Annotated in this window: 5 protein-coding genes; 2 read left to right on the top strand and 3 right to left on the bottom strand. The window is 74.0% G+C overall.

Features of this window, described 5'->3' with window-relative positions:
• Both VGD85_RS10975 and deoD read right to left on the bottom strand, forming a co-directional pair.
• Positions 1 to 1062 (bottom strand): FAD-dependent oxidoreductase (locus VGD85_RS10975; RefSeq protein ID WP_331063476.1); only part of this gene is annotated, 1062 nt, incomplete at its 3' end.
• 28 nt (positions 1063 to 1090) lie between these two features.
• Positions 1091 to 1807, bottom strand: coding sequence for a purine-nucleoside phosphorylase (gene deoD, locus VGD85_RS10970; RefSeq protein WP_331063475.1), 717 nt, complete (start codon positions 1805 to 1807; stop codon positions 1091 to 1093).
• A 31-nt stretch (positions 1808 to 1838) separates the two neighbouring features.
• Here deoD and nudC point away from each other — a divergent pair, with 31 nt between their 5' ends.
• Positions 1839 to 2750, top strand: coding sequence for an NAD(+) diphosphatase (gene nudC, locus VGD85_RS10965; protein ID WP_331063474.1), 912 nt, complete (start codon positions 1839 to 1841; stop codon positions 2748 to 2750).
• Positions 2751 to 2873: 123 nt separating this feature from the next.
• On the opposite strand, the gene VGD85_RS10960 is transcribed toward nudC, so the two are convergent.
• A complete protein-coding gene (locus VGD85_RS10960) occupies positions 2874 to 3122 on the bottom strand; it encodes a mycoredoxin (RefSeq protein WP_331063473.1) in 249 nt (82 codons plus the stop codon).
• A 78-nt stretch (positions 3123 to 3200) separates the two neighbouring features.
• On the opposite strand from VGD85_RS10960, the gene VGD85_RS10955 reads away from it, so the two are divergent.
• A partial coding sequence (locus VGD85_RS10955) for an ATP-dependent helicase (RefSeq protein WP_331063472.1) occupies positions 3201 to 4924 on the top strand: 1724 nt, incomplete at its 3' end.

Below are 4924 nucleotides of genomic sequence, written 5' to 3'. Positions count from 1 at the left end.
GGCCGTCGCGGCCCGGTCCGCGGCCCCGTCGAGCCAGGCGCCAACACCGCGAGCGGCGGAGCGGCCGGCGCGGTTGGCACCGATCGTGCTCGCGGACGGGCCATAGCCGACCAGCTGCACCCGCGGGTCGGTGACCACCGTGGTGCCGGCGAGGTCGAGCTGGATGCCGCCCTGCGCGGAGCGCAGCCGCAGCGGCGCCAGGTGACCGATGGCGGGCCGGAAGCCCGTCGCCCAGAGGATCGCGTCGGCCGGCCACAGCGTCCCGTCGGGCATCCGCACCCCGTCCGACTCGATGCGGGCGAACATCGGGTGACGCTCGTAGGCGCCGAGCCGCTCCGCGTCACGCTCCTGCTCCCGCAGCGCCAGACCGGTCACGCTGACCACGCTGGCCGGCGGCAGCCCGCGGCGCACCCGGTCCTCGACCAGGGCGACCGCCTCGCGACCGCGCTCGGGGGTGAACTCGTCGCTGCGCCACACCGGCTCGCGGCGCGTCACCCACCACGTCGCGGCAGCGACCGGAGCGACCTCGCCGAGGATCTGCACCGCGGACGCGCCGCCACCCACGACCACCAGGCGCCGGTCGCGGAAGTGCTCGGGTCCGGGGTAGTGCTGGGTGTGCAGCTGCTCGCCCCGGAAGCTCTCGATGCCGGGGTAGTAGGGCAGGTGCGGCTGGGTCCAGGTGCCGGTGGCGTTGACGATCGTGCGGGTCGTCCAGGTGCGGCCGCCGGCGTGGACGACCAGCAGCTCGCCCACGGATTCGACGCGGTCGACCCGCACCGGTCGCAGCACCGGCAGGTCGTGCTCGCGCTCGTAGGCGTCGAAGTACGCCGGGACCACGGCGTTGGCGCGCCCGGCGAGGTCGGCGGGCGGCTCGGAGTCCGGCAGCGCCGCGATGCCGTGCACGTCGGCCATCGTCAACGAGTCCCAGCGGTGCTGCCACGCGCCGCCCGGCGCCGCGTCGGCGTCGAGGACGACGTGGTCGATGCCGCGGCGCCGGAGGTGGTACGACGCGGAGAGGCCGGCCTGGCCGGCCCCGATCACGACCGCGTCGAGGATCTCCACGCCAGGTGGAACGCGCCGACCGGACCGATTAGTCCAGGCTGGTCCCCGCCGCGAGGGCGATCTCCACCATCGCCTCGAACGTCTGCTCCCGCTCCTGCGCCGACGTCTCCTCGCCGGTGACGATGTGGTCGCTCACCGTGCAGATGGTCAGCGCGCGGCGTCCGTGCTTCGCAGCGAGCGTGTAGAGGGCGCTGGCCTCCATCTCGACCGCCAGCACGCCGTAGTCGACCATCCGGCCGGCCAGCTCGGGCCGCGCGGGGTAGAACGAGTCGCTGCTGAAGATCAGCCCGACGTGCACCGCCTCGGCGAGCTGCTTAGCCGCGGCCGCGTCGTGGGCGGCCCGCAGGAGCTCGAAGTCCGCGACCGGCGCGTAGTCCAGGCCCTCGAAGCGGATCCGGTTCATCGAGGAGTCGGTGCAGGCACCCGACGCGATGACGACGTCGCGCACCTGCAGCCGCTCGCTCAGCGCGCCGCACGAGCCGACCCGGATGACCGACCGGACGTCGTACTCCCGGAACAGCTCGTTGGCGTAGATCGCCAGCGACGGCTGCCCCATGCCGGAGCCCTGGACCGAGACCCGGTGCCCCTGCCAGGTGCCCGTGTAGCCGTACATGCCGCGCACCTCGGTGTAGCAGCGGGCGTCCTCCAGGAACGTCTCCGCGATCCACCGCGCTCGCAGCGGGTCGCCCGGCATGAGGACGAGGGGGGCGATGTCGCCCGGCTGGGCGCCGATGTGGGTACTCACGTGCGACAACCCTAGAGCTAGCCTCCCCCAGGTGAGGTATCCGCACCTGCAGCTCTCGGCGAACCCGCACGACCGGACGGCGGTACGCCGGGGCGACGAGGAGTGGCTCGAGCGTCGGTGGGCCGATCCGCGGTCGCGCGTCCTGGTCGTCTCCGGCACGCGGGTGCGGCCGCGGGACGGGCGCGTCGAGTGGATCTCGCCGGCGGAGGCGCCCGAGGGCGTGCGGGTCCTGCTCGGCGAGCACGACGGCCGCGCCTGGTTCGCGGTCGTGACGGACGTGTCGCTCGCTCAGGGTGGCGACCCGGCGGAATGGACCCCGCTGCGCGGCCTGCTGCCCGGCCTGCTCGACGACGCGGCCCCGGCCGCGCCGCTGGTCTTCCACGCCCTCGGCCTGGCCGAGTGGCTGTTCGCCACCCGCTTCTGCCCGCGCTGCGGCGAGCCCCTGCAGCCCCGGTCGTCGGGCCACGAGCTCGCCTGCGACAACGGGCACACGCAGTTCCCGCGCACCGACCCGGCGGTGATCATGGTCGTCACCCACGGCGAGCCCGGGGCGGAGGACGAGCGGTGCCTGCTCGGGCGCCAGGCCGTGTGGCCCGCCGGGCGCTACTCGACCCTGGCGGGCTTCTGCGAGCCGGGGGAGACCCTCGAGGACGCCGTACGCCGCGAGGTCCTCGAGGAGGTCGGCGTCCAGGTGGGCGAGGTGGAGTACTTCGGCAACCAGCCCTGGCCGCTGCCCGCGAGCCTGATGATCGGGTTCATCGGCCGCGCCCTGACCACCGACGTCCGCGTCGACGAACGCGAGATCGAGGACGCCCGGTGGTTCACGCGCGCCGAGATGAAGGCGCAGGCGGAGGCCGGCACGCTGGCCCTCCCGGGCGGCGTCTCGATCAGCCGCTCACTGGTGGAGCACTGGTACGGCGGCCCCTTGCCGGGACATTGGTGACTGCGTCTCGCCCGCCGGCTCCGCCGCCGTTCCTGCGACCTGTCAGCCGAAACCCGCACGACACGCCGAGCCACCCCGGCGTGTCGTGCGGGTTTCACCGGTCGGCCGGTGAAACCCGCAGCCTCAACCCACCAACGCGGCGAGCTTCTCCTTGACCTGCGCGACCGAGGGGTTGGTCTGGGCCGTGCCGTCGGCGTACACCAGCGTGGGGACGGTCTGGTTGCCGTTGTTGACCGACTCGACGAGGGCGGCCGCCTCGGGGCTCTGCTCGATGTCGACGATCTCGAAGCCGATGCCCTCGCGGTCGAGCTGGCTCTTGAGGCGGTGGCAGTAGCCGCACCACGGCGTCGTGTACATCGTGAAGGAGCTCATCTGGGACTGTCGCCTCCGGCGTCTAGGGTTTGATCTGCACCCGATCCAACCACCGGCCCCCAGGAGATGTTCCCCCGCATGGCCACACCCGCCGACCTGCTCGCCGCGCTCGACCCCGAGCAGCGCCAGGTCGCCGAGGCGCTGCGCGGGCCGGTCCGGGTGCTCGCCGGCGCCGGCACCGGCAAGACCCGGGCGATCACCCACCGCATCGCCTACGGCGTCGCGTCCGGGGTCTACGTGCCCACCGAGGTGCTCGCCGTCACGTTCACCACACGCGCGGCCGGCGAGATGCGCGGCCGGCTGCGCGCCCTCGGCGCCGGGCCCGTCCAGGCCCGCACGTTCCACTCCGCCGCGCTGCGCCAGCTGCGCTACTTCTGGCCGGCCACCTACGGCACCGAGCTGCCCACCCTCATCGAGTCCAAGATCGGCCTCCTGGCCACGGCCGCGCGGCGCCAGCGCCTCAATGCCGACCAGGCCCTGCTGCGCGACCTCGCCTCCGAGATCGAGTGGGCCAAGGTCAGCAACGTCCGTCCCGACGACTACCCGGCGGTCGCCGCGCAGCGCGGACGCAGCGTCGCGGGTCACGACCACGACACCGTGGGACGGGTCTTCGGCAGCTACGAGGAGGTCAAGCGCGGCCAGGGCCGGATGGACATGGAGGACGTCCTGCTCCTCACCGCGGGGCTGCTCGCCGAGGACGAGCGGGTGGCCGCCCAGGTGCGCCGCCAGTACAAGTGGTTCGTGGTCGACGAGTTCCAAGACGTCTCGCCGATCCAGTCGGCACTCCTCGACCTGTGGCTGGGCGGGCGCGACGAGCTGTGCGTGGTCGGCGACCCCGCCCAGACGATCTACTCCTTCGCCGGCGCCAACGCCGCCTACCTGCGCGACTTCCCCAGCCGGTTCCCCGGCACGACCTCGATCGAGCTGGTCCGCAACTACCGCTCCACGCCCGAGGTCGTCGCGGCCGCCAACACCCTCCTCGGCGGCTCCTCGAGCGCGGGCGTGCAGCTGCGTGCCCAGCGCCCCTCCGGCCCGCCCGTCACCTACACCCCGCGCCCCGACGAGGTCGCCGAGGCCGAGTCGGTCGCCGCGCAGGTGCTCCGGCTGCGCGACGCGGGTCGATCCCTCGGCGAGATCGCCGTGCTGTTCCGCATCAACGCCCAGTCCGAGGCGTTCGAGGACGCCCTCGCCGCGCGGGGCCTGCCGTACGTCGTCCGCGGCGCCGCCCGGTTCTTCGACCGCCCCGAGGTCCGCGAGGCGGTCACCCGGCTCCGCGGCGCGGCCCGCTCCGGGGAGGCGGGAGACCTCGCGTCCGACATCGTCCCCGCGGTCGGCGCGATCCTGGCGGGCATGGGCTGGTCGTCCGATCCGCCCACCGCTCGTGGCCAGACCCGCGACCGCTGGGAGTCCTGGCAGGCGCTGGTCGACCAGGCGGTCCAGTTCGCGGCCGAGTCGGCGGGAGTCGCGGAGCCCGTCGGTCTCAACGCCTTCGTCGACCACCTCGACCGGCGGGCCGCCGAGCAGCACGCCCCGGTCGCCGACGGCGTCACCCTGGCCACCCTCCACGCCGCCAAGGGCCTCGAGTGGGACTCCGTCTTCCTCGCCGGGCTCCAGGAGGGCACGCTCCCGTTCTCCTACGCGCAGACCCCCGCCGAGATCGAGGAGGAGCGCCGGCTCCTCTACGTCGGCATGACCCGCGCGCGCCTCGACCTCTCGCTGTCCTGGGCGCTCTCGCGCAACCCCGGCGGCCGGGCGTCCCGCAAGCCGTCGCGGTTCCTCGACCCGCTGCTGCCCGACGACGC

This window comes from Nocardioides sp. (genome assembly GCF_036401255.1).
Taxonomy (GTDB): domain Bacteria; phylum Actinomycetota; class Actinomycetes; order Propionibacteriales; family Nocardioidaceae; genus Nocardioides.
This window is presented reverse-complemented; position numbering and strand designations above follow the sequence as displayed.

What these genes read in the sequence shown, in the direction of transcription:
- VGD85_RS10960 (WP_331063473.1), bottom strand. Translation starts at nt 3,122, where the DNA reads ATGAGCTCCTTCACGATGTACACGACGCCGTGGTGCGGCTACTGCCAC.